Source organism: Motiliproteus sediminis (assembly GCF_017912535.1).
Taxonomy (GTDB): domain Bacteria; phylum Pseudomonadota; class Gammaproteobacteria; order Pseudomonadales; family Balneatricaceae; genus Motiliproteus; species Motiliproteus sediminis.
Genome location: NZ_JAERQK010000008.1, coordinates 63,730 through 86,382, shown reverse-complemented (window position 1 = coordinate 86,382; position 22,653 = coordinate 63,730). Strand labels below are relative to the sequence as shown.

Here is a 22,653-nt window from a genome sequence, read left to right as displayed (position 1 = left end):
CGATACCTCCTTTACTGATAGAACGACTGATTGTTGGAAGCCATGGCGCGCATCGCCTCGGTCGGCTGGTAGAGCTTGCCAAGATCGGCGAATTGGTCGGCCAAGTCACAGAACGCGGCCAGCCCTTGGGCATCGACATAGCGCAGCGCACCGCCACGGAAAGGCGGGAAACCGATACCGTAGATCAGCCCCATGTCGGCTTCTGCCGCAGTGGCCACGATGTTCTCTTCGATGCAGCGCACGGTCTCGATGCAGAGCGGGATCATCATCCGGGCGATGATCTGCTCGTCGCTGATCTCAATGCTATTGACCGCGGCCTTGGCGACCAGCGCGTCCACCTCGTCGGAAACCACTTTCTTGAGCTTACCCTTACGATCTTTCTCGTAGTTGTAGAAGCCCTTGCTGTTCTTCTGACCAAAGCGCTCGGCCGCCGCCATCAAGTCGATGATGCTGTCGTAGTCCTTAGCCATGCGGTCGGGGAAGCCCTCGGCCATCACCCCCTGGGCATGTACCGCGGTATCCATGCCGACTACGTCGAGCAGGTAGGCCGGCCCCATGGGCCAACCAAACTTCTCCATCACCTTGTCGATGCGCTTGAAGTCGACGCCATCGCGCACCAGACCGGCAAAACCGGCAAAGTAAGGGAACAGCACCCGGTTAACCAGGAAGCCGGGGCAGTCGTTTACCACGATCGGGGTTTTGCCCATCGCCTGCGCATAAGCCACCGTGGTGGCGATCGCCTGGTCGCTGGACTTTTCGCCGCGGATAACTTCCACCAGCGGCATCCGGTGCACCGGATTGAAGAAGTGCATACCGCAGAAGTTCTCGGGACGCTGCAGTGATTCAGCCAGGCGAGTAATGGAGATAGTGGAGGTATTGGAGGTCAGCACACAGTTGTCGCCCACCTGCTGCTCCACCTCGGCCAGTACTTTGCCTTTCACCGCAGGATGCTCAACCACGGCCTCGACTACCAGGTCAACATCGGCAAAGTCACCGTAACTGAGGGTCGGACGAATACGACCCAGGGTCGCCGCCATATCGGTATTCTTCATCCGGCCGCGTTCGACCTGCCCCACCAGCAATCGGCCCGCCTCGTTGACGCCGGTCTGCAGCGCAGGCTCGGCGATATCTTTCATCAGAATCGGAGTACCCTTGGCCGCCGACTGATAGGCGATACCGCCCCCCATGATACCGGCACCGAGTACCGCCGCCTGCTTCACCTTAGCGGCAATCTTGGCATGAGCTCCGGCGGCCTTCTTGATCGCTTGATCACTCATGAACAGGCCAACCAGATTCTGGCACACATCGGTCTTGGCCACTTTGACGAACCCTTTGGCTTCCGCTTCCAGCGCTTTCTCCAGCGGCAGCATGGCGTGCTTCTGCATCGCCTTGATCGCTGCTACCGGCGCCGGATAGTGCGGCCCGGCCTTGCCGGCCACGAAGCCCTTGGCGGTTTCGAAGGTCATCATCAGGTCCAACTGGCCGAGTTTCAGCGGCTGCTGTTTCTCGTCACGACGGGCCTGGTAAGAGATCTTACCGGCGCGACACTGGGCCAGCAGTGCCAGCGCGGCGTCACGCAGCTTGTCCGCCGGCACCACTGCGTCGACTGCGCCCTCGTGCAGGGCTTTATCGGCACGCTTCTCACTGCCACTGCAGATCCATTCGATGGCGTTATCGGCGCCGATCAGGCGCGGCAGGCGCACAGTGCCGCCCCAGCCGGGGAAGATGCCCAGTTTCACTTCCGGCAGACCCACCTTGGCTTTCTCCACCATGACCCGGAAGTCAGCCGCTAGGCAGTACTCAAAACCACCGCCCAGCGCGAGCCCATTGATCGCGGCAACGGTCGCACAGGGCAGCGACTCCAGCTCCATGAACACGCGATTGATACCCATGTTCATCTCGACCAGCTCGTCGTCGGTTTTGGCGAATGCCGCGCCGAACATCATGATGTCGGCACCCACAATAAAGGCGTCTTTGGCGCTGCTGATCAGCACACCACCCAGATCAGACTGCGCCTTGATCGCGGCGATCGCCTGCGGCAGCTCGGTCAACGCCAGCTGGTCGAACTTGTTGACTGTGCTGCCTTCAGCGTCGAACTGCAGCTCGACCACACGGTCTTCGAGCTGCAGCACCTTGAAGGCTTTTCCTTGATAGATCATGGTATCACCCATCGTTTGGCCCGGATCGAAACCGGGTGCTTATGATGTTCAGTTCGCACCCCGGTGCGAACCGTCGTAGTAGGTAGCCGACATTGTGGCGTCAGGCGCGCGACAGCGACAATGACTTTTACCCCCCCATTCTGTAACAAAAGCGACCAACCAGGCCGAATGTCGATGATCAAAAAACGGTAACAAAAGAGTTCAAAAGCGCCTTAACAGAGACTAGTCCAGCCACCCGTCCGTTACATATTCCGCCACTACAAAACACTGCGGCGGTAATCTCCGGGCGTCATTCCGGTCCACTTCTTGAACGAGCGAAAGAAAGCACTGGTCTCGTCAAAGCCCATCAAGGCGGCGATGTCGTTATTGCTGAGATCGGGATAGCTGAGGTAGTTGGTAGCCGCTTCGCGCCGGCACTCATCCTTGATTTTCTGAAACGAGGTATTTTCGGACTGCAACCGCCGGCGCAATGTTGTCACCGACATGTTGAGACTCTTGGCGACCGCTTCAGCACTGGGCATTTCACGGCTGAAATCGCGACCGATGATCGCCTGCACCCGCGACTTGAGACTGTTATCCCCATCAACCATCACCAGCAGCTGATAGGGTGCGGTCTTAAGAAAACCCTCAAGGCTCTCCTCGGTCTGCACCAGCGGCAGCTCCAGCTGACCACTCTCCAGGCGCAACTGATTGCGCGCCTGAGCAAACCGGATCGGTGCCTGAAACAGCACTTCATAGTCGGCTGCGTCGTCCGGTTTGGGAAAACTGAAATCAACCCCGGTCAGCTCCACCCGGCGCCCGGCCAGCCAACAGAGAAAGTGATGCCAGGCCGACAGGCCGGTACGAATCACCGCCGGCGGGCAGGCACTCATCAACCCCGCGAACTGCTCCTCGTCGACGCCCTCAACCCCCCCCATACCGATGGAGGCGCTGCGTCCACGCTGCTCCAGCACCGGCTTGACCTTGGAGCCGCGGGAGATCTCGTGAAACTCGGAACAGCGCTGCACCGCCTGCCCCAGGGTTTTGCAGTGAATAATGCACAGACACATCATGCGGAAGGTACCGTTGGGCACCCGCCCACCGCTGGGCATGCCGAAATACTCGTCGCGCACCGCGAGCATCGACTTCTGGTAAAGCTTGCTGTACTTCTTGGCTTCGATCTCGGCGCGTTCCAGTTCCTGCGGCTCGATCTCCGCCGCTTCCAGCAACGGTTGCGGGTCGGTGCCCTGCGCTTCGAGCAGCTTGACCAGAGACAGCACATAGCTGCTCGGCACCGTGGTGGTAGACAAACTCATGGGTAACTCCTTACTTACTCGCTGACGTCGGTGTCGGCCAGCAGCTCAAGCACCTCGTCACTGCCCTGCGGCTGCAGGGTCAACACATCACCGGCGAGACGGGACAGGATCGCTTCGGCGGTGTTGCCCCCCAACAGCGCAGCCTTCAGGCCGCGCCGGGCAACAGTACCCAGCACCACCAGGCCCGGCTGACGTTCGCGGGCAAGCTGCGGTATCAGGGTTTCCGCCGGCCCCTCATCGATATGGATCGCCACCGCCTGTACCGCTTCTGCGCGGCACAAGGCCTCCGCCTGCGCCCGGTAGACTCGCGCCATCTCCTCGGCGGACTGATGCAGCCGGTCGCTGGACTGCATCGGCGCCGGATAGGCACTGACCAGCTCCAGTGGCATCTCTCCCAGACGGCCGATCTCGCCCCCCAGGCGCAACAGTTTCTGATTGAGGCCGGCATGGGCCGCATCCCCCGGCGCCGCATCGATCGCCACCAACAGCGGAGCACCCACCCAGGACGAGGAGCGCCGCACCATCAGCACCGGACAGGGCGAACAGCGCAACAGCTTCCAATCACGTGGCGGCAACACAACATCCAGCCCGCGCGGACGATCCGGCGCCTTGATCAGCAGGCCGCACTCCCGCTCCCGGGCGGTCAGCACCAGATCGGTCAGCAGATCGCGGCGCTGACGCGGCACCACGCTAACAGTTATTCCCGCCTGCTCCAGCGCGGCGCGTGCCATCGCCAAATGCTCCTCGGCAGCCGCGCCCAAACTGCGGCTGGCGGCCATCAGCAATACCTCCGCTCCCAGCCGTCCGGCGATCAAACGCGTACGCTCGACCACGGCCTCGGGTCCGACACTACCTTTGATCGCTACCAGGATTCGTTTTTCAAACCGCATCGCGGATCTCCTCTACCGGGGTCTCGGACAGTTCATGTCCGTCTTCACGCGGCTGGCGAGGCCTGAGCAGCAGCCGCGCCAATGCCGGAATAAGGATCAACGCACCGAGCATGTTCCACAGGAACATGAAGGTCAGCAGGATGCCCATATCGGCCTGAAACTTAATCGGCGACAGCATCCAGGTGCCAACACCGATCGCCAGCGTCAGCCCGGTAAAGGCCACCGCCCGCCCGGTGGTTCTGAGGGTTTCCAGATAGGCGTCGCCCAGCGACATCCCCCGAATCAGGTAAGATTCCAGCTTGCTGTAGATGTAGATGCCGTAGTCGACCCCGATACCGACCCCCAGCGCGATCACCGGCAGGGTCGCCACTTTGACGCCGATACCGAGCCAGGCCATCAAGGCCTGACACAGGATCGAGGTCAATGCCAGCGGTGTAAGAATACAGACCAGCGTGCGCCAGGAGCGGAAGGTCAGCAGACAGAGAAAACCGACCACAGCGTAAACCAGTGCCAACATCTGGTACTGCGCCTGACCGATCACCTCATTGGTCGCCGCTTCGATACCGGAGTTACCGGCAGCCAACAGGAACTGCAACTGATCCGAGTTGTAACGATCAGCAAAGGCGGTGGCGGCATCAACCACCCGCTCCAGCGTCTCTGCTTTGTGATCGTTCAAGAATATGATCACCGGGGTTAACGAACAGTCCGCATTAACCAACCCTTGGGGGACGAAGTTCATGGTGTTGTTGAGCAGATACTGATTACGGCTGAGGGCCTGCCACTTGAGACTGCCCTCGCTCATACCGGCCAGCGTCAGCTTGGCCACATCCACCAGCGACACCGCCGACTGCACCCCCGGCACATTGGCCATATGCCACTGAAACTGATCCATCAGCTGCAGGTTGTCATAGATGATGCACTGCTCGGGAGCGCTTTTCGCCATCACCACAAAGATATCGCTGCTGGTACTGTAGTTGTCGGTCATAAAGGCGTTATCGAGGTTATACCGCGAATCCGGGCGCAGCTCCGGGGTACCGGGATCGAGATCGCCGATGCGCAGCCCCTGCGCCTGCCAGACCCCAAACAGGGCCAACGCCAGCGCCCCTGCCACGGTCACTTTGGCTACCTGCGGCCGGGTAAAGCGCTGCAGCCAACCCCACAGTTTGTAGCTAGCCTGCTGGCGGCTGAGGTGCCGCAACGCCTTGTCGCTGACCGGCAGGTAGGACATCACTACCGGCAGCAGTACCAGATTGGTCAACACGATCACCGCCACCCCGATTGCGGCGGCAACCGCCAGCTCCTGGATCACCGCAATATCGATCACCATCAGGGTGACAAAGCCGATACCGTCGCTCAGGAGCGCAGTCAGCCCCGGAATATACAACGCCCGAAAGGCCCGCTGCGCCGCGGTCAGCGGATCGGCACCGCGCACCGCCTCAAGCGCCATGCCATTGACTACCTGCACCCCATGACTCACCGCGATGGCGAACACCAGAAAAGGCACCAGCATCGAGTAGGGGTCGATGCCATAGCCCAGCGCCCGCAGCAACCCCAGCTGCCACACAACGGCCAGCACCGAGCAGCCGAGCGTAACCAGCGCACTGCGCAAGCAGCGGGTATAGAGATAGAGCAGCAGCGCGGTAATCCCCAGCGCCATGGCAAAAAACAACACCACCTGGGCGGCGCCCTCTATCAGATCACCGACCACTTTGGCGAAGCCGGTAATACGTATCGTGATCAGATCACTCTGGTACTTATCCCGCACCAGCGTTTCCAACTGCTCGGAAAACGCCTGATAATCGAGTCGCTCACCGGTTTCGGGGTTAACGTCAAACAGCGGCGCATGAATGACCGAGGAGCGGAAATCGTTGGCCACCAGACTGCCGACCTGCCCGCTGCGCAGCACATTCATCCGCAGCGTCTCCAGCGACTCCGGCGAACCGTCATAGCCATCCGGAATCACCGGCCCGCCGACAAAGCCCTCTTCGGTCACCTCTTTCCAACGGACATTGGGCGTCCAGAGCGACTTCAACGCCGAACGATCCACCCCGGGAATAAAAAACACCTCGTCGGTGATCTGCTTCAGCGCCTGCTGATAGTCGGCATCGAAAATATCCCCCTGCCTCGCCTCTACCGCGATACGCACGGCGTTTCCCAGACCCGCCAGATCATCCCGGTGGGCCATGAAGTTCTGGATGTAAGGATGATCGCCGGGAATCATCTTGGAGAAACTGGCATCGGGACGCAGCCCCGTGGCCTGCCAGCCCAACAGCAGACTCAGCAGCAAAAACAGCAGCAACATCAACGGGCGGTTACGAAACACCAACCGCTCCAGTAACGATTCCGACTGACTCAGCAGCCCCGCCGCAGACAAGGACGACTTACTCATCGCGCGCCTCCATCAACCCGTTCAACGAGGCGCGAACCACCCCTTTCTGGCCCACCAAAACCAATTCCCCCGGGGCCAACTCCACCACCCCGGTATAGGACACCCGATCCGCCTGCATCCGCACCTCAAAGGTGCCGTGCTGCTGACTGCCGCGAAGTACTGCACCGCCATTGCCTACCGCCAGAAGCTGACCACTCTGTAGCAGCGAGGCGGCATTGATCGTGGAGCGGGTGGAGGTTTCAAAGGCCTCCCAGCTGTGACCGCCATCAGCACTGACAAACAAGCGGCCGCGCAGCCCGCTCAACAGCCACTGCTCTGCAGAACCAAGGGCGGTTACACTGAACAACGGACCCTCATAGCCGGCATCCAGGCGCTCCCAACTGCGGCCCTGATCGACTGAACGAAACAGCGCCCCCGCTTCGCCGGCTATCATCAAGACGTCCTCGGCGGCGGCTATCGCGTTCAAATGAAAGTTATCGGGGTTATCAAGCGCCAACATCGCCGGCTGCCAGCTCTGCCCGCCATCAAGGGTGCGCACAAAGAGACCGTATGCACCAACCACCCAACCCTGTTGGCGATCGGCAAAATAGATATCCAGAAAAGGCTTGGAAGGGCCATCGTCGCGAGCGAACAGCGCATCATCCAGCGCCGTGGCGACCAGCTCTGGATCCAGGTCATCACGCTCACCGGCATCTACCTGCTGCAGCAGCGCCTGATAATGATTGACCACCAGTTCATTCAGTTGATGGCCGTCAAGCTGCTTGCGCCAGCGGCGACCGCCGTCATCGGTCACCAGTACCACGCCATCATGGCCTGCAGCCCAACCGTACTGGTCATCAACCAGATGCACGCTGGTCAAGGTCACACTGACCGGCACCTCGGCCTGCTGCCAGCTCTGCCCGGCATCTTCCGAGCGCACCACGTGCCCGCGCTCTCCGACCGCCACCAGCAGACCATCCGCCTCTGCGATATCCAGTAATAACGAATGAGGCGCCAGTGAAGAACTGACCGCCGGCCGCTCAAGGCGGTCGAGCCGTTCAGCCCCCTGTACCCAAAGTGGCCAGAAAACAAGGGAAAGGATGAACAGCACCTGAAGGTGCCCGAGGGGGTAGCACCGACGCGCCATGGGCGGTAATGCTACCGGAATGAAGCCTGAACCTGACATAACCAGCCTGTTTTATGATTATTGGCTTTATTTGGTGACAACAATGTTCAATCTAGCAACCGCTTTTGGATTAATCGACAAACAACTCAATTAATCCGCAACATCATGCGAGACGAAAAGCCCACCAATACGTTATTTCAAGGCGTAGACGATACTGAGCCCCGGTTCATCACTCAATGTCAAAAACGCCCCTGCCGGGTAACATTAACAACCACTGCTGCTCCAGATAGTTACATTTTCGCCCACAAAGGAACGACTTAAAGCCCTGGCACGCCCCCTTCAGCCACCATAGAGCGGGCATAAAAAAACCGGGCCATGCCCGGTTTCTTTATGCCGTTATTAACGCCTAGCGCGTACCGGCCCGGCGAATCGCCGCTGTGGTAAAGTCGCGCCGACTGAACTCGGTGCCGAACTGGAATCCAGCCTCTTCTTCGTTGGTCAGACTACCCACCAGGTAGCGGCCCGACTGCAGGTCATAGAGCGCCTCTGCAGCAATCCAGGGCACCTTGGCATCGCGGAACTGCATCTCATACGCTTCAGCCACGCGCCACAGCTCGCCACGGCCGTCGTAATGATCAACCACCGCGATCTGCCAGCTGTCCTCATCGATATAGAAGGTACGCTTGGCATAGATATGGCGCTCACCCTCTTTCAGGGTCGCTTCCACCACCCAGACCCGGTGCAATTCATAACGCAGCAGATCGGAGTTCAAATGCCCCGGCTTGATGATGTCGGTGTATTTGTGGTCGCGCGAAGCCAGCTTAAAGCTGTTGTAGGGGATATAGAGCTCCTTCTTGCCCACCAGCTTCCAGTCATAGCGATCCGGTGCGCCGTTGTACATATCCAGATTGTCGGAAGTACGCAGCCCGTCCGCCGCGGTGCCAGGGGCGTCATACGCCACCTGCGGCGCACGGCGAACACGGCGCTGACCGGCGTTATAGACCCATGCCTGACGCCCCTGCTTGACCTGGTTGAGGGTTTCGTGGATCAGCAGCACGTTACCGGTCAGGCGCGCCGGCGCCTCAACCTTCTGGGTAAAGTAGCTAAGGATATTGCCATCCTTGTCTGGATCGAAGCCCTCCTTCAGGTACTGAGGCCACACCAGGCGCTCGTAAAAACGCACCGGGGTAAAATCGCCGTTACGATGGACCGGCACCTGCACCAGCGTCCGCTCCACCGAGCCGCCGCGGTAACGGGTGACGTGATTCCAGATCGCCTCGATGCCATCCTGCGGGATCGGAAAGGGCAGCGTCTCGTCAAAGTTGTCGATGCCGTTACCGCCATCAACCAGCTTCGCGTTAACCGCGTTCTTGGCCGCCAGGTCGTACACATGCTGCGGGAACGCTGCGGTGCGATGCGTGGGATAAACATTCATCTTGTAGCTGTCGGGATACTTGGCCAGCATCGCCATCTGGCCCGGGGTCAGCTTGTCCTTGTACTGCTCCATATTGGCCGCAGTGATCGTCAATTGTGGCTGCTCGCCCGCAAACGGATCGACAAAACGGTCACCGCTAAAATCAGCGTTAAAGCCACCATTCCAAGCCGGAATCGTGCCCTCGACATTGGCGGCCTTCTCCGCTCCGACCGGAGTCAGGTCATTGCCCAGTCGCGCCGCTTCGTCGGCTGAAACCGCGGCCGCAGCCTGCCAGCTCATTCCCGCCACCAGCGCTGCGACAGGCAGCATCTTCAGGTTCTGTAATCGCATAACAAAAGTCCTCTCCACGGGAAGGACGCACCTTCCCGGTATCAAATTCACGCTTAGAAAGACACACCCAGACTGGCGGACAGGAAGTCGCGGTCTTTGAGGGTATCGTAGTCGCCACCGGAGAAGCGGGTGTACGACAGATTGGCGGTATAGGTATTACGGTACTCAGCCCCCAAACCGAAGCTGATCGCTTTTCGGTCCTCGACAAAGCCGGTATTAACCGGCGAGTAGCCGTTCACATCATGGGACCAGGCGACACTGGGCTTGAGGTTGATTCCGGCGATTACATCCGGATAAGAGAAGATCGCCCGCGCGCGATAACCCCAGGAGTCCTGGGTAACGAAACCATCGGTTCCGGCCTGACCAAACTCGCTGGCACGACCGTAGCGGATTCCGCCTTCATCGGCATCCTTAAAGCTGTGGATGTGGTTAACCGCCAGTTCACCCACCAGGGTGATGCGGCTGGCACCCATCATCTGATCGATAAACTTGGCTACCGTCACCTGTGCCTGGGTGACATCAAACTGGTCGTAACCTCGCACTTCAGTGCCTGAAGCGGACTGCGTCGCAACCGTATTGGCAACGGCAGCCTGAACCCGACCGTTCATCGGATTGCCGGTCTGATTACCCGCAAACAGGATGGCCCCAACCAGGTCGGCGCCATTGATCTGAATGGGTACATCGCGCTGGTGGCTGATCTCGCCGGATACCGCCAGCTCACCTGCCGTGGTGGCAAAGCTCAAGCCAAGCAACTGGATATCTTCCGGGTACTCGCTGAAGTAAACCGGATTCTGTCCCAATGCCCCCGCCGGATTACCTACCGGGATAAAGGTTTGCGGCGTGGTATCCGGAATGCCGTCACCCGTTACATCACCAATCAACCAGTTGTAGCCCGTGGTGATACCGCTGGCGACCGGCAAGCGGCTGTGATAGTTCATGTAGTAGAAACCAAACTCGGTGGCATTCAACTCCTCGGCATAGTAGCGAAACGCCAAACCGAACTGCCCGTCATCATCCGGCTTCCGATGGCCCTCACCACCGCGCTCAACATAGAAACCGTTATTGAACGCCGCCGCATCGCCAGCGAACTGGGGAAAGCCATTCAGGAACGCGACCGAGCCCAACGTCAACACATCACATCCCTGGGCGATGTAATCCACATTGGAGAAGTAGGTGCCGCAACCATCGATGGCGGTCTCTTCCCACTCCAGCTGGTAAAAGCCTTCAACACTGAGTGCGTCGGTCACCCCTACGCTGCCAAATAGCATGTTAACCGGCAGCAAGCCCTCTTTGATCTCCGCGCCGGGGCGACGGAAGGCGGCCACATCGATGGGGTTGATGGCATTGATGCCCCCCTGGATAAAGGTGCTCTCGCCCCAGCTCACCACCTGCCGGCCGACACGTACGGTGGCGGGCATGTCACCCAGATCAAAGTTGCCGTAAACAAAAGCGTCCAGAATTTCGGCACCGGAGAATTTGGCGTAGTCGTTGAAGCCGTCGTCGTTGAGCGCATCGCCCGCAGCGTAGCCGTTGTTGACATGCCCCCAGGGGCGGGACTCGTCCTTCAGCTCAAAGTCGTACCAGTACTTGCCGCGAACAAAGGCCCCCATATTCTTGTAGGTCAGGGACAGATCGTGAACGCCCTTGAAGATCTTGGAGAAGGTATCGCGCTTCTCGAAATTGAGGTTGCCATCATCGTTGACCGCGTTGCCAGCGGCGGTGCCGCCATTCAACACGCTGATGAGCGATTGGTCGGAATCCTCCATCCGCCAGCTGGCACCGATGGAGAGGTTGGAATCGAACCGCCCCTCAACTTCGCCGAGGGTAAACTCCAGCGCATGGGCAGGTTGCCACATCAAAGCAGAGACAAGGGTAACCAAAGGCATACGCATCAGGCGAGGCGCACTGCGCTTCACTGACCGGTCCTGCACCTTTGGCGCGCTAATTATTGTTATCGCCATATTTCGCCACCTTCATCGTGCCGCCGCGGCTATCAAGCCGGGACTGACAGCGGGTAGTGCCACGCGCATCGTCGCAGCGATTGTTGTTATAGGTTTGTTGCTGCACCACACCGGGCAATCCGAGCTGGTCTGCCAGTACTGAGGGATACAGCAACGGCTGTCATGATCAATTCTCGTACAGAATCACTCAATAGCAAAAAAAGCCGCATAGAGTAACAAAAAAAATCAGTGAACCATCGGCAGCGATAAACATATGTCACTTTACCCACCCACAAGGATTAACAGCGCCCCTCTCGCCGCTCATATAACACCGGGCAACCTTGCCGTTAGTATCAAAAACAACCAGCCCATTGCTGAGAGCTCTTCGTCGCCTCCCAAAAATGGAGCAAGCCTGCGTCAGTCGCGGGCGATTACCGTATCTCGCGTTACCGCCCTGGATCGCACCGATTCACCAATTGTTGATGCGCATCATCTAAATAAGGCAGCGATTCCCCTATGCTGTAACCGCCATGCAACTTTGTGGTGTCGACGCTGTCGAGCACCCGTATTCAAGGACTTCCATGGACCGTCAGGACTCTATTGCCAGCCTCTGGAAAAAAAGCCAAGCCAAGACCTTCGCAGGCTCCAGCCTCGTCCGCCTGATGGTCACCGTCATCCTGGTTCTCTGGGGGCTGAACATAAACAGCCTCGTCACCGATTATCAGCAGCGCACGGAACAAAGAATCAGCGAACACCAGCAGCGATTGCTGGATGGCAAGCGCGATGAGATCGAGCGCTTGCTGGGAGCGGTTTACGAACATACGCGCACCATTTCGTTACTCCCGAGCATTCGTAACGTTGAGGGCGGCAACCGGCCAAACGCTGACGCCAACGTGGTAGCAGAGGGCAGGCTACCGCTCGGCACCCACCAGACCATTCAGCAGATCTACAAAAACCTGGCCCACAGTATTCGTCTGTCAGAGATCTATTACATCCTCGATGGTTTTCAGCCAGATCAGGGCGAAGTGCCGTTTTTCATGTACGACGGCGAAATTGTCGGCATCAACTCAATCATTGGAGCCGACCAGCATGAGGATGTGCCGGAAGAGTACGAGCTGGATGAATATCGTCACTACGTGAAGCAACTGGCATGGTTCGAACAGCACTACCCCAGCTGGTCATTCTCCAACGATATCACTCAGGTGCCTGCGATCAGTTCGCCGCTGATGCGCACCTGCGACAACAGCCAGTACGGCTCAACCAGCGAAGATGATGTCCGCGATACCTATGGCCTTTTGTACTCGGTGCCAGTGTTCGATCTCGACACGCAGCAGTTCAAAGGGATGATTTCCGCCGTACTCCGCGCCAACGTGCTGGAGGCGCTGCTGGTCGGCCGCCCCTTCGTGCCGGTCACCCCCGAGGACAAAGCCGCTGCCAGCGCAGCCGGATGGCGGCTTCCGGAGCAACCCACAGGTTTTCTGCTCACCCAGGACACCCACGGTATTCGTATTGCCGACCGCCGCCACGGCTTTCTTAGCGGTGCGGATGACAACGCCCTCGACCAGAGCGATGGCCGGGTCACCACACTGGTGCTGGATATCGTCAGCGACGGTCAGTGGCAGCTGCACCACTACCTGTCGCCGGCACAGATCGAGGCACTCACCGCGCCGTTGCGCCAGGAGCTGTTCGTCGGCATCAGCGCTCGGGTCGGCCTGCTGGCGCTGCTGCTGGCGATCTTCATCAAAGCCAACCGGGATCAGCAACGTCATCATCAGGAGCTGATACGACTGGCCCATTACGACAGCGTGACCGCACTCCCCAACCGTGCCCTGATGTACCGCCAACTGCAGCAGTCGATGGCCCGCGCCGACCGGCATAAAAACCGCCTGGGCCTGATGTTCGTGGATATTGATGATTTCGGCGCCATTAATGACACCCTCGGCCATACCGTGGGCGACCGGGTACTGATGGCGATCGCCGACCGTCTGCGCAGCTCGATCCGCCTTTCCGATGGACTGGGATTGCGGGACGGCGACAACGATCTGCCCGCCGTCGCCCGCCTTGGTGGTGATGACTTCGCCATTATCTTTGAGGATCTGAGTCAGGCGGAGGATGGCGTCTTGCTTGGCGAACGCACACTGTTGCGTTTTAACGACCCCATCACGCTCGATGGGGAGCGGGTGGAGATCAGTCTCAGCGGAGGGATGTCCATCTACCCTGATGACGCCCGTGAGGTAGACGAACTGATGGCAGCAGCCGACTACGCCCTGCGCCACGCGTCAAGCGAAGGGGTCGGCCTGTTCCAGATGTTCAACGACGAGATGCGGAAGAAAGCGGCACGCCAGACTCGCCTGCTGAGAGACCTGCCGGCTGCCATCCGCCACCAGCTGTTTGAGCTTTACTATCAGCCCAAGCAGAGCCTCGACGATGACCGGATCGTCTCCTTCGAAGCGCTGATCCGCTGGCAGCACGAGGAGTACGGTTTCATCTCGCCGATGGAATTTATTCCGCTACTGGAGCAGAGCGGCTTGATCGTCGATGTGGGACGCTGGGTGATGGAAACCGCTTGCCTGCAACTCAAACAGTGGCAGACCGAGGGCAACGATGAACTCTGTGTCAGCGTCAACGTATCGCCACGTCAGCTGATGCTGTCCGACATCGTGGCCACGGTCGACGAGGTCCTGGCCGGTACCGGTGTTGCCCCCCACACCCTGATCCTTGAGATTACCGAATCGATGCTGATCGACAATCTTGACGACGGTAAACGCACCCTGGAGCGGATCAAGAGTCTGGGAGTCAAGCTGGCGATTGATGACTTCGGAACCGGCTACAGCTCGCTCACCTATCTGCAGGGACTGCCCGTGGACTATCTCAAGCTCGACAAGTCGATGATCGACGTGATTGATGATCCCAAGGGCGCCCATGTTATCCGCTCAACCATCCAGCTCGCCCACGGTCTCGGCCTACGGGCTATTGCCGAAGGGGTTGAACACAAGGAACAGCGCGAAGCGCTCAAGCGGATGCAGTGTGACCTGATTCAAGGATACTGGCTCTCGCGTCCGCTGCCCGTCGATCAGTGCGGCGTGTTTCTCGGCCCTCGGATCAAGCAGGCGTAAAACTCACGTCAGTGGTCGCAGATAAAGGAACGCCGGGCAAAGCCCGGCGTTTTTATATCACCTTCTGGGGGAAGGGCTATCGTGCAGCCATCTCCGCCGAACGTGGCAGCTTGAAGGTCCAGATGGTACCGCCCTGATTAAGGTGCTTCACACGCTTGGCAACCTCACCGCCCCACAGCGGCACCGCACCACCCCAGCCGGAAGCCACGGCGATGTACTGCTCACCATCCTGTTCCCAGGTAACCGGTGAACCGACAATGCCGGAACCAGTGTTGAACTTGTACTTCATCTCACCGGTCTTGGCGTCAAAGGCCATCAGATAGCCCTCGGGATTACCGGTGAACACCAGGCCACCTGCCGTTGTGAGCACCCCGCCCCAGAGCGGCGCGTTATTCTTGTAACGCCATACCTCTTTACCGCTCTTGGGATCGATGGCCCGCAATACGCCGATATACTCGTCGTTGATCGGTTTGATGGTAAAGCCCGCACCCAAATAAGCCGCGCCTTTCTTATAGGCGGTGGGCTCGTTCCAGATATCCATCTCCCACTCGTTGGAGGGCACATAGAACAGGCCCGTATCCTTGGAGTAGGCCATCGGCATCCAGTTCTTGCCACCCAGGAACGACGGCGCCGCTACCACGGTTTCACCTTTCTTGCCGTCTTTGGAACCAGCCGGATTGCCGGGACGGTTGCCATCGTCATAGACAGGGCGGCCATTCTTATCCAGCCCCTTGGCCCAGGAGATCTTGTCCACGAACGGGAAGCCGCGGATAAAGTCGCCGTTGGTGCGGTTCAGCACGTAGAAGAAGCCGTTGCGGTCAGCGGTTGCTGCCGCCTTGATGGTCTTGCCACCCTCTTGGTAATCAAAGGAAATCAGCTCGTTCACGCCGTCGTAATCCCAGCCGTCATGCGGTGTGGTCTGGAAGTGCCACTTGATCTCGCCGGTATCGGGATCGATCGCCAGACGGGAGGAGCTGTAGAGGTTGTCGCCGGGGCGCAGGTGCGAGTTCCAGGGAGCCGGGTTACCGGTACCAAAGAACAGCAGGTCTGTGTCGGGATCGTAGGTACCACCCAGCCAAGTGGCCGCACCACCGGATTTCCACAGATCTCCGGGCCAGGTCTTGCCCGCTTCGCCACCGGTGATACCGTTCTCTTTACCTTTCAGGTAACCCATATGACCTTCAACCGTGGGGCGGGTCCAGACCAGTTCACCGCTCTTGGCATCGTAAGCTTCCACTTTGCCGACAATACCGAACTCACCACCGGACACGCCGGTGATCACCTTACCCTTGACCACCATTGGTGCGGCGGAGATGGAGTAACCGGCCTTGTAGTCGGCAACGGTCTTCTTCCACACGGTCTTGCCGGTGTCTTTATCCAGCGCCACCAGCTTGGCATCGAGGGTTCCAAAGATGACCAGGTTGTCGTACAGCGCCACGCCGCGGTTGATGACGTCGCAGCAAGGCATGATGTTGTCCGGCAGACGGGCATCGTACTGCCACAGCTCATCGCCGGTCTTGATATCGATGGCAAAAACCCGCGAGTAGGACCCGGTGACGTACATCACACCGTCCTTCACCATCGGCTGGGTTTCCTGACCACGCTGCTTTTCGCCACCGAAGGAGAACGCCCACACCGGACGCAGTTCGGAGACGGTATCACCGTTGACGCGACTCAGCGGACTGTAGCGCTGCGCCCGCGGGCCCAAGCCGTTGCTGACAACGTCATTGGTGGTTGCCTGGTCGTTGAGGATGTCTTTGTCGGTAACCGCTGCGCTGGCACCGCCCGACAGGGACAGCGCGGCGACCAATGCCGTGACGGCAAAGCCTGCTGACCCGTGGCCCATTCTGTTCATCGCATTCTCCTTTGAGGAAGCTCTTATTGTTGTACGCTCGAAGACACAGCGGCCCGCTATAACCACCCCGGAACGCTGCCTCTGGGGAACACAGGGAAGCACCAAAACGACTTCCACGTGTCTGATCTATTCTTCGCCGCTGCAACCACGCCAACAATGCAACCAGAGGTGCAAAAAACTACTCACTTAGTACTACTACCCCGCTGAAAGCCGCATGAATGCTTGTTTTTGTGCAGTTTGGAAGCCTAAGATCAAAACTCGACACCAGAACAACAACACGAGGGTTCGCTATGCGTGAAGAGGAGCTGCGGCGCTACAACCGCCAGGTAATCCTGCCGGATATCGGTCGCGATGGTCAGGAGAAACTGCTCGCTGCCAAGGTGCTGTGCGTGGGCGCCGGTGGCCTGGGATCACCCGCCTCGCTCTACCTGGCGGCCGCCGGCATCGGCACCCTCGGACTGGTCGACGACGACGAGGTGGACCTCTCCAACCTGCAGCGTCAGGTGCTGTTTGCCAGCAGCGATGCTGGCCGCCCCAAGGCCGAAGCCGGCCAGGCGCGTTTACAACAACTGAACCCGCTGATCACCGTCAACTGCCATCGTCAACGCCTGACTGCCGCCAATGCCGAAGCGATTTTCAGCCAGTACGACCTGGTGCTCGATGGTAGCGATAACTTCGCCACCAAGTTTCTGGTCAACGATTGCGCGGTCAAGCTGGGGATGCCACTGGTGTACGGATCGATCCTCGGCTTCGACGGCCAGATGGCGGTATTCTGGGCCGATGAAGGCCCCTGTTATCGCTGCATGCTGCCGCAGCCACCGAGCGGCTACGTACCCAACTGCGCCGAGGCCGGCGTCATCGGCGCCGTGGCAGGGGTGATCGGCTGTATGCAGGCCCTGGAAGCGATCAAGCTGATTGTCGGCGGCAAACAGTGGCGGCAGCAGCGGCTGCAACCCATGGTGGGCAAACTGAGTCTGATCAGTACCCACAACTGGCAGCAGACCCAGATCGACATACCCAAAAATCCTGCTTGCCCCTGCTGCTCACTGCCGCGTGAACAGATTCAACTGCAGGATGAAGCCACCACGGCCTGCGCGGTCAGCACGGTGGCAGAGGTCAGCGCCGCCGAACTGCGCCGCCTGGAGCAACCGCTGCTACTGGATGTGCGCTCGCTGGAGGAGTTCCGCCGCGGCCACCTGCCCGGCGCGTTGAATATTCCCCTGGACCAGCTGCCACAACATCCTCTGCTCAGCCAACTCGATCACCACCGCGACGCGATCGTTTACTGTCAGAGCGGCGGTCGCAGCCGGCGGGCCATCGAAGCGCTGGCACCGCAGGGGTTCAGCAAGCTCTATAATTTACAGGGCGGCTTGGCACTCTGGCCTGGAGAGCTGGTGACGCCAGCGGACGAGGAGAACTAGCATGATTACCGTGATCGCCACCATCCAGCTCAAACCGGGCATGCGTGATGCTTATCTGGCGCGAGTACAGCAGCTGGTACCAGAGGTGCTGCATGAACAGGGTTGCCTGAAGTATCAGCCTCTGATCGATGCCGACTGCAGTATCGATCGGCTCGAGCGTAATCCGGATCAGGTCACCCTGCTGGAACACTGGTCCAGCACCGGCGCGCTGGAAGACCACCTGCGCACGCCCCATATCAGGAGCTATCGGCGGGATGTCGAGGAGTGGGTGGAGTCGGTCACCTTGCGGGTGCTCGATACCCCCTGAGAGAAAACCAAGGGCGGGCGCCGTGGTTTAACCACCGCCCTTTTGGAAGTAAAGATCGAAACGCTGCAGAAACGCCTGCCTCTGAACCTCATCCATCCCCGTAAACCGCAACTCCACCCGCGTCACTGGCAGACAGATTGAGGCGATACAGCGATCTGGCTGCTCGGTAAGAAGGATCTCTATGCATTGCGCCGGCGCGGCTGTATCGAACAGAAGATAATGCAGACCCTGCCCCTCCACCGACCAATGGCCGGCGGCATTGGGGAGGGTGCGGGCGAATCCCCCCGGGGTCAGCCCCATCTCCTTAACGACGCTCTCCGTCAACGCGCCGGCAGTGTCAACCACCGGCTACCGCGGGCCAGACCGCCAGCACATCGCCTTCAGAGAAGGTGCGCGACGCACGTTCGGGCTCCAACACAAAAATCCCGTTAATCAGCACGATCTGCGCCTGATCCGCCGGTACGCCAAAACGCTCGAACACGCCGAGCACGGTGATCTCCTCGGGCAACTCCACCTCGGCGATATTGCCCTTGGCGTTATCCGGCAGATGCGCGGTAAAGGAGGCAAAAAACTTCAGTTGGATCTTCATGCCCTCGATCCTACAAGAGTGGCCCCCTGGGCGCTAGCCAGGTAGGCCTCCATCACTCGGGTGGGATCCTCCATCAGCTTTTGCTTCCAGGCTCCGAGCGGGGTCTCGGTCTGAATCAGACCCCGCAATACGCCGATATGCTGGGTCATGCCCACGCAACTGGCCCCCACCAGCACATCACCGCGGAACTGCAGGCAGATATAACGGAACGCCTCCGGCCAGTAGCGCTCGACACTATCGCCATCCTCAACCCCCATCCATAACCCGAACGACGACGAGATCAGCCCCAGGGTATCGAGCACGTTCATGTTGATGGAGCCGCGATGCTCGACACTGGCGCCCGCCATGTTGAGCGCGGCAATCTTGCCATGCTCAACGGACGTAGGCTGAATCGCTTGCACCTGATAATCGCCGGTGGAGAAGTCCCGCCCCTGGGCAACGTCACCGGCCGCCCAGACGTTATCCGCACTGGTACGCAGTTGGCGATCGACCTTGATACCTTGCTCGGTATCGATGCCGGAGCCCTGCAGAAATGCCAGATTGGAGCGTACACCGGTGGCAGATATCACCAGATCAGCAGCAATCTTTTCGCCCGACTTGAGCTCCACCGTCACCTTGCCCGCAGGCTCAGCCGCGTTTTCGCCGCCACCAAACAGCTTTTTGATCCCACCCATCAGCCCGCCGCCATTGTTGGCAGCCGCCTGCGGTGCGCGGATGGCGGTGACCTGTGCCGACGTCAGCACCTGCACCCCTTTGTTGATACACCACTGTTTAATCAGGTTGCCGGCCTTGTCGTTCATCATCCGTGGCACCATGCGGTCACCCATCTCCACCACGGTGAGCTTGACCTCACGCATGGCCAGAGCTTCAAGAATGATGCAACCGATAAAACCCGCCCCCATCAGCACCACCTCGGAGCCGGGCTGGGCGGATTCGACGATGCGACGCGCATCCGCCAGTGTCCAGCAGGTGGAGACCTGGGGTGAATCGATGCCATCGATGGGCGGACGAACCGGCGTGGCCCCGGTAGCAATCAACAACCGATCGTACGCCAGCGTGCTGCCATCGGCTAGCGACAGCCCCTGCGCCGCGGTGTCCAGCGCTGTTACGCGCTGCTGCACCAACTCTATCGCGCGACTGCGGTAAAAATCGTCCTGCTTGCGCAGGTAGGTGCCAGCTTCGCCGATCTTTTCGACCAGCAGATAAGGTATAGCCATCCGTGAGTAGGGCGGCTCCGGCTCCTCGCCCACCAATATGATCTCGCCGTTCGGGTCTTCGCCACGCAGGGTCTCCGCGGCGGTGACACCGGCAGGGCCGGCGCCAATGATGACATAGCGCATAAGTGCTCTCCGTCAGCAGAAAAAGCAGCGGCGCCTCTGGGGCGCCGCCGATGGGAGGATTACAGACTGTCGGCAATGCCCAGTCGCTGACGGGTTTCGTCCGGTACTAATCCGTCGTCGGTCCAGCCGCGCAGGGAGTAGTACTCCGGCAGCATTTCGTCGAGACGGTTGACCATCCCCGCGGTGGGCCCCACCTTGCCGGCGTCTTTCAACAGCCGTTTGGGCAGGTTGTCATCAGCGCCGGTGAGGCCGGCGGCCTGATTGAAGGCGCGCTCGAGGTTCCAGATCCGCTCGCCCGCTTCCGCCAAGCGCTCCACTGTCCACTCGCCATCGCACGCCGCATCCAGTTGCGGGGCGAAGTTTTCCAGCCCCCAGGCGAAGGTGGTGAACAGGCACAGACCGGTAGAGTCCACCGCCGCGGTGGCATCCTGGAACGCCTTCACCAGTCCGGCCTTACCCTCGGTAACGTGGGGATCGGTTTTTTCAGGAATCCCCAGCACTTCGGATGCAACGGTATAGCCACGCACGTGGCAAGCGCCACGATTGGAAGTGGCGTAGGTCAGGCCCATGCCCTGTATACCGCGCGGGTCGTAGGCCGGGAACTCCTGCCCCTTGACCGTCATCGACAACTCGGGACGCCCGTACTTTTCACACAGACGCTTGGAACCCAGCCCCAGCTCCGCGCCAAAACCTTCACCGCGGCCGGTCAGCTCAACCATCTTCACCAGTGCTTCGGCAGAACCGAATTTAAGCTCGATACCCCCGGTCTGCTCGGTGGTGATGACGCCCTCCTCAAACAGCTCCATCGCCGCCGCCAGGGTGGCACCGAAGGTGATCGGATCGATGCCGTCTTCGTTACAGATAAAGTTGGCGTAGGTGGCGGCATCCAGATCGTCGACCCCGCAGTCAGAACCCAACGCCCAGGCCGCTTCGTACTCGAGACCACCGGAGTTGTGGTGATACTGGGGTTTGTTCTCGACCGAAAAGTGCTTCTCGTCGATGCTGGAGATCCGCCCACAGGCGATGGTGCAACCAAAGCATGCCGCGTTGGTGGTGAGATTGGGACGACCATCAGTTTTGCGCGGTTCGTGCATCGCCTCGCCACTGATGTCGCTGGCACCTTCAAACTGCACATCGCGCGCATTGCGGGTCGGCATGGCGCCGATCTCGTTGATCACGTTCATCAACACCTGGGTACCGTAAGTCGGCAAGCCCTGTCCGGTGACCGCGTTTTCAGCCAACACCGCTTTTTCCGCCGCCACCGCTTTCATAAAGCGCGCCGGATCCTTAATGTTGGATACCCCATTGGTGCCGCGCACCGCGACCGCCTTGAGGTTCTTGGAGGCCATCACCGTACCCACACCGGAACGCCCGGCAGCACGGTGCAGATCATTAACCACGCCGGCATAGAGACAGCCTTTTTCCGCGGCGCGACCCACGGCGGCTACGCGTAGCTGAGGGTCCTGATGACGATCGTGAAGAGCCTTGTCGGTCGCCCATACGGACTGCCCCCAAAGATCATCGGCCGGCATCAGTTTGGCATCGTCGTTTTCGATGTATAGATACACCGGTGTCGGTGATTTGCCTTCAAAGATCACCATGTCCCAGCCGGCAAACTTTAGCTCTGCACCAAAGAAGCCGCCCGAGTTCGAGCAAGCGATAGCACCGGTGAGCGGGCCTTTGGTAATGACCGAATAGCGTCCGCTGGTGGACGCCGCCGTACCCGTCAACGGACCGGTAGCAAAAATAACCTTGTTCTCAGGCGCCAACGGATCCACCGCTGGATCGACTTCGGCGCACATGTAGCGCGTTGCCAGACCGCGCTGGCCGATATACTGCTGCGCCCACTCGGTGTTGAGCGGTTCACTTTTTACCGTGCCGCTGGTGAGATCGACACGCAAGATTTTACCTGTCCAAGACATCGTCGAACCCTCCTTTAACCGGCTGCGGTATCAGTTTTCTGCGCCCATTGGCGCATCTTGTCGAGCCCGGTAGCGGACGCATCCACAAAGGTGATCGCTCCGGTGGGGCAGGCCTCAGCGCACTTGGGTGAACCGTCACACAGGTCGCATTTGCTGACCACGCCGCTGCGGGGGTTGTAACTGATGGTTCCGAACGGGCAAGCGATAGTGCAGACCTTGCAGCCAACGCACAGGTCGGCGCTGACCACTTTGGCGCCCAGTGATTCGTTGGCCGAGATGGCATCCACCGGGCAGGCCTGCAAACACCAGGCTTCGGTGCACTGGGTGCAGGTGTAGGGAACGAAGCGCCCCTGCTCATGGAAATCAAAAACTTTAATTCGCGACAAGGACGGATTGAAGCTCTGTTCGTGTTCGTACGAACAGGCCATTTCGCACTGCTTGCATCCGGTGCACTTGCCCGGATCGATGTGCAGGGACTTTAACATTGGCGGTTCCCCCTGAATTATTGTTATGGGTTCGCCCTTCGCCATACTGCTGCGGCTCAGACGAGCTCGACTATC

General features: G+C 59.6%; 16 protein-coding genes. 3 read left to right on the top strand and 13 right to left on the bottom strand.

Translation table 11 applies throughout. From position 1 onward, the window contains the following. Positions 1–11 precede the first annotated feature (11 nt). From fadB to JJQ76_RS13705, 7 genes are all read right to left on the bottom strand, one after another. Positions 12–2,159: a fatty acid oxidation complex subunit alpha FadB gene (fadB, locus tag JJQ76_RS13735; protein ID WP_210397442.1), complete on the bottom strand. Its 2,148-nt coding sequence runs from the start codon at positions 2,157–2,159 to the stop codon at positions 12–14. A gap of 257 nt (positions 2,160–2,416) precedes the next feature. Beyond that, positions 2,417–3,454 (bottom strand): AraC family transcriptional regulator, encoded by a 1,038-nt coding sequence (locus JJQ76_RS13730; protein ID WP_210397441.1) that lies wholly within the window; start codon positions 3,452–3,454, stop codon positions 2,417–2,419. 14 nt (positions 3,455–3,468) lie between these two features. After that, on the bottom strand, positions 3,469–4,344 hold the full coding sequence (locus JJQ76_RS13725; RefSeq protein ID WP_210397440.1) for a universal stress protein: 876 nt from the start codon (positions 4,342–4,344) through the stop codon (positions 3,469–3,471). Further along, the gene (locus tag JJQ76_RS13720) at positions 4,334–6,733 is read right to left on the bottom strand and encodes an efflux RND transporter permease subunit (RefSeq protein ID WP_210397439.1); all 2,400 of its coding nucleotides are present in this window, start codon (positions 6,731–6,733) and stop codon (positions 4,334–4,336) included. Before JJQ76_RS13720 ends, JJQ76_RS13725 begins: the two co-directional genes overlap by 11 nt. Then, positions 6,726–7,859 (bottom strand): YCF48-related protein, encoded by a 1,134-nt coding sequence (locus JJQ76_RS13715; RefSeq protein ID WP_210397438.1) that lies wholly within the window; start codon positions 7,857–7,859, stop codon positions 6,726–6,728. Before JJQ76_RS13715 ends, JJQ76_RS13720 begins: the two co-directional genes overlap by 8 nt. A gap of 385 nt (positions 7,860–8,244) precedes the next feature. Continuing rightward, positions 8,245–9,603: a DUF1329 domain-containing protein gene (locus JJQ76_RS13710; RefSeq protein WP_210397437.1), complete on the bottom strand. Its 1,359-nt coding sequence runs from the start codon at positions 9,601–9,603 to the stop codon at positions 8,245–8,247. A gap of 53 nt (positions 9,604–9,656) precedes the next feature. After that, positions 9,657–11,519: a DUF1302 domain-containing protein gene (locus tag JJQ76_RS13705; protein ID WP_343232540.1), complete on the bottom strand. Its 1,863-nt coding sequence runs from the start codon at positions 11,517–11,519 to the stop codon at positions 9,657–9,659. Positions 11,520–12,124: 605 nt separating this feature from the next. Here JJQ76_RS13705 and JJQ76_RS13700 point away from each other — a divergent pair. Further along, positions 12,125–14,659 carry a putative bifunctional diguanylate cyclase/phosphodiesterase gene (locus tag JJQ76_RS13700; RefSeq protein ID WP_210397435.1) on the top strand — a complete coding sequence of 845 codons (2,535 nt, stop codon included), beginning with the start codon at positions 12,125–12,127 and terminating at the stop codon, positions 14,657–14,659. Between the two features lie 76 nt (positions 14,660–14,735). On the opposite strand, the gene JJQ76_RS13695 is transcribed toward JJQ76_RS13700, so the two are convergent. After that, positions 14,736–16,514: a PQQ-dependent methanol/ethanol family dehydrogenase gene (locus JJQ76_RS13695; RefSeq protein WP_210397434.1), complete on the bottom strand. Its 1,779-nt coding sequence runs from the start codon at positions 16,512–16,514 to the stop codon at positions 14,736–14,738. Between the two features lie 290 nt (positions 16,515–16,804). Between JJQ76_RS13695 and moeB the strand changes: the two genes are divergently transcribed. Then, on the top strand, positions 16,805–17,935 hold the full coding sequence (gene moeB / locus JJQ76_RS13690) for a molybdopterin-synthase adenylyltransferase MoeB (protein ID WP_210397433.1): 1,131 nt from the start codon (positions 16,805–16,807) through the stop codon (positions 17,933–17,935). A 1-nt stretch (position 17,936) separates the two neighbouring features. Beyond that, positions 17,937–18,242 carry a putative quinol monooxygenase gene (locus JJQ76_RS13685; protein ID WP_210397432.1) on the top strand — a complete coding sequence of 102 codons (306 nt, stop codon included), beginning with the start codon at positions 17,937–17,939 and terminating at the stop codon, positions 18,240–18,242. Between the two features lie 27 nt (positions 18,243–18,269). On the opposite strand, the gene JJQ76_RS13680 is transcribed toward JJQ76_RS13685, so the two are convergent. Genes JJQ76_RS13680 through JJQ76_RS13660 form a run of 5 tightly spaced genes read right to left on the bottom strand, consistent with a single transcriptional unit; the run spans position 18,270 to position 22,578 of the window. After that, entirely contained in the window at positions 18,270–18,587 is a 318-nt protein-coding gene (locus JJQ76_RS13680) for a hypothetical protein (protein ID WP_210397431.1), read from the bottom strand. Beyond that, positions 18,580–18,831 carry a sulfur carrier protein ThiS gene (gene thiS / locus JJQ76_RS13675; protein ID WP_210397430.1) on the bottom strand — a complete coding sequence of 84 codons (252 nt, stop codon included), beginning with the start codon at positions 18,829–18,831 and terminating at the stop codon, positions 18,580–18,582. The genes JJQ76_RS13680 and thiS overlap by 8 nt, the downstream gene beginning before the upstream one ends. After that, positions 18,828–20,171: an NAD(P)/FAD-dependent oxidoreductase gene (locus JJQ76_RS13670; RefSeq protein WP_210397429.1), complete on the bottom strand. Its 1,344-nt coding sequence runs from the start codon at positions 20,169–20,171 to the stop codon at positions 18,828–18,830. The genes thiS and JJQ76_RS13670 overlap by 4 nt, the downstream gene beginning before the upstream one ends. A 59-nt stretch (positions 20,172–20,230) precedes the next feature. After that, positions 20,231–22,093, bottom strand: coding sequence for an aldehyde ferredoxin oxidoreductase family protein (locus JJQ76_RS13665; protein WP_210397428.1), 1,863 nt, complete (start codon positions 22,091–22,093; stop codon positions 20,231–20,233). A gap of 14 nt (positions 22,094–22,107) precedes the next feature. Further along, positions 22,108–22,578 carry a 4Fe-4S dicluster domain-containing protein gene (locus tag JJQ76_RS13660; RefSeq protein ID WP_210397427.1) on the bottom strand — a complete coding sequence of 157 codons (471 nt, stop codon included), beginning with the start codon at positions 22,576–22,578 and terminating at the stop codon, positions 22,108–22,110. Between the last annotated feature and the right edge of the window lie 75 nt (positions 22,579–22,653).